The organism is Nocardia sp. NBC_01009, assembly GCF_045208035.1.
In the GTDB taxonomy this organism is placed as follows: Bacteria; Actinomycetota; Actinomycetes; order Mycobacteriales; family Mycobacteriaceae; genus Nocardia.
The window spans coordinates 36915-39329 of the sequence record NZ_CP108695.1 but is presented as its reverse complement, the minus strand read 5'-3'; the positions used below and the strand labels follow the sequence as shown (position 1 = coordinate 39329).

Genomic DNA, 2415 nt, shown 5'->3' with positions numbered 1-2415 from the left:
TCCCCATTCTCCGTTCCCACCAGGAAGGTCCCCCCGATGAACAACCCGTTCGACGACGATGACGCCCAGTTCTACGTCCTGATCAACGAGGAGGGCGAACATTCGATGTGGCCGATCTTCGCGGCTGTCCCCGGCGGCTGGACCATCGCCTATGGCGCCGCGTCCCGCGCCGCCTGCCTGGAATACGTCGAATCCCACTGGCTCGACATGCGTCCCAACTCGCTGATCGCGGCGATGCACCCGAAACCAACTGAATAGCGGGGCGCGCCGGCCCACATCCCCCTGCCGGCCGGTGCGCCCCGCCAACACTTCACGCCGATCGGCACGTCATGCATACAGAGTTTGCCCAGGCGAGGATGATGGAAGACATGACAACCCGCCGAATCACCTTGACACTCCCCGAGGAACTGGTCGTCACCGCCGAACATGCCGTGGCGGCGGGCCATGCCAGTTCGGTGTCCGCCTACATCGCCGATGCCGCCGAAGTCGGCCGGGCGCATGCGCCTTTCGCCGACCTCATGCCGAACTCCAGCGCCACCAAGCCGGTCGGCGTCTGGTTGGCAGGCGTCATGCGGGGTAAGCGGCACCGGGCGGCCCGCAGCAGCGTTGTGTGACGGTCTGTGAACTCAGCGTCCTCTGACGCTGGAGTCTGCAGCGTCGTGTGACGCGTGGACCCGTTATGCCTGCGTCCGCGCGGAATCACAGATCAGTCGGGCCTGTTCGCGCCAGTCGGACACCGCGCGGCCGCGCTGCCCGATCAGGGCCGAGTCGAACTGTTTGGCACGCTTGGTGACCGTCAGGCCGACGTAGGTGTGGCCGTTCGTGATCGCCCGGGTGGCAATTGCACATGCCTCGTCGACCTCGCCGGAGCTGAGCAGTGCCGTTGCGTGCTCGAATTGGACGAGGGCGGGCTCCATTGTCTCCTGCGGGTCGTACAGCGAAATCGCCCGTGCTGCGGCGCTCGCGGTCTCCTCGGCGCGGCCGAGTCGGGAATATCCGATGGCCTGATAGAAAGCGAGTTTTTCCGGGCGGAAGGAAAAAATTCCGACCGGCAGGTCTGCAGGGGCGAAGTCATCGAGTGCGGCGGAAGATTTGTTTATGCAATAGGCGAATTGGTCGGCGTCACCGAGGCTGGCGTGTGCGCGCGCCGCCATTCCCCATAACCAGGCGACGGCGGGGCCGTGTCCCGGATTTTCTGCGAGACGTGGGGCGAGTAGGTGTAAAACTTCCTTCGGTTTATCGCTATAGGTCGGCAGATATGTGAGGCCGGCCAATGCGATGTCTTCCGAGTAGCGGTCGCCGATGTCCTGCGCGGCATGAATCGCGGTCGTATACCACAGCCTGGCCTGACCGAAATGCCCTTCGTTGAAAAGGATTTCACCGACGACGTTGGCCAGTCTGCCCGCCGTGCGGACCAGCCGGATCTGATGATGGGTGGCCTGTCGTTCGGCGAGACATCCTCGCACAGTGCGGAATTGGTCGAGCGTGGCGTGCAGCAACTCGTAGGGCGGCACCTGTACCACGCGCGTGCCGAGCGTCTGCGCCGACTCCTCCAGCAGGCCGAGTCTGCGCTCGCTGATCGATCCGGCATCAAGTGTGGCAAGCATCTTCTCGGGCTCGTTCGCCACCAGATCCGCCGCTCGGCCCGCCAGGCCTGCGCCCACGCAGGCTAATAGTTCACGCCGTCTCACGTCATTGTCCTCGACTTCCTTGTCGAGCCCAGTTTCCCTACCGAGCTTGGTATTCCGAACGAGCGCGGCGCTCGTGTCTTCGGTCTCGCCTGCCGCCGAACGGTCCGCGAGGATCGCGCGCTCGAACCGCGCGACGACCACTGAATCGGCCTGCGACAGGACCCCGTCGAGTAGGCGCCTGCTTGCGTCGTGCATCCGGGTTGTCCGGCCGTTTTCCCACAAGACCACGGTGCGCGGGGTGACGCCCACCAAGCGCGCGAACTCGTAGCGACTGCGCTTCATCGCCGCACGGAGGGCGCGTACGTCGTCGCCCGCCCAGTCGACTTCAACCATAGGTCCTACCCCCTCGCGCCAGGTTGATTCAATCGGAAATTACTCGGATTTACCGGTTTCGGGACTGTTATACGCCGAATCGCAACGTGCACGCTTAGTCGGTACCCGGCACCGGGGGTTATGCCCAAACCCTTTCGGGGTGCCCGCTTTCCGGAAGACCGACGCACGGTCCCGACTCGGTCCGATCCAGCCGAGTCGAGCGTGGTTCCGGCGGCGCCCCTCGGTGTCGGGTGCATTTACTTTCTTGGAGGTGAACGATGGACGCATTGCGCTCGGATATCAGGGAATTGTGGCTCGTGCAGAGCCGCGACTGTGCACAGGAACCGATTGGACTCACTTACGACAGAGCCCGCTTCATCCTCGCTGTCCACGCAGGCCACGGCGCGCGCTG

3 protein-coding genes are annotated in these 2415 nt (G+C 64.3%); 2 read left to right on the top strand and 1 reads right to left on the bottom strand.

What is annotated here, in order from left to right:
• Positions 1–36 precede the first annotated feature (36 nt).
• Both OHA42_RS00150 and OHA42_RS00145 read left to right on the top strand, forming a co-directional pair.
• A complete protein-coding gene (locus OHA42_RS00150; RefSeq protein ID WP_406233499.1) occupies positions 37–258 on the top strand; it encodes an MbtH family protein in 222 nt (73 codons plus the stop codon).
• 110 nt (positions 259–368) lie between these two features.
• Positions 369–614: a hypothetical protein gene (locus OHA42_RS00145; protein WP_406233497.1), complete on the top strand. Its 246-nt coding sequence runs from the start codon at positions 369–371 to the stop codon at positions 612–614.
• A gap of 63 nt (positions 615–677) precedes the next feature.
• Here the strand turns inward: OHA42_RS00145 and OHA42_RS00140 are convergent, their stop codons facing one another.
• Entirely contained in the window at positions 678–2024 is a 1347-nt protein-coding gene (locus OHA42_RS00140; protein ID WP_406233495.1) for a helix-turn-helix domain-containing protein, read from the bottom strand.
• Positions 2025–2415 lie beyond the last annotated feature (391 nt).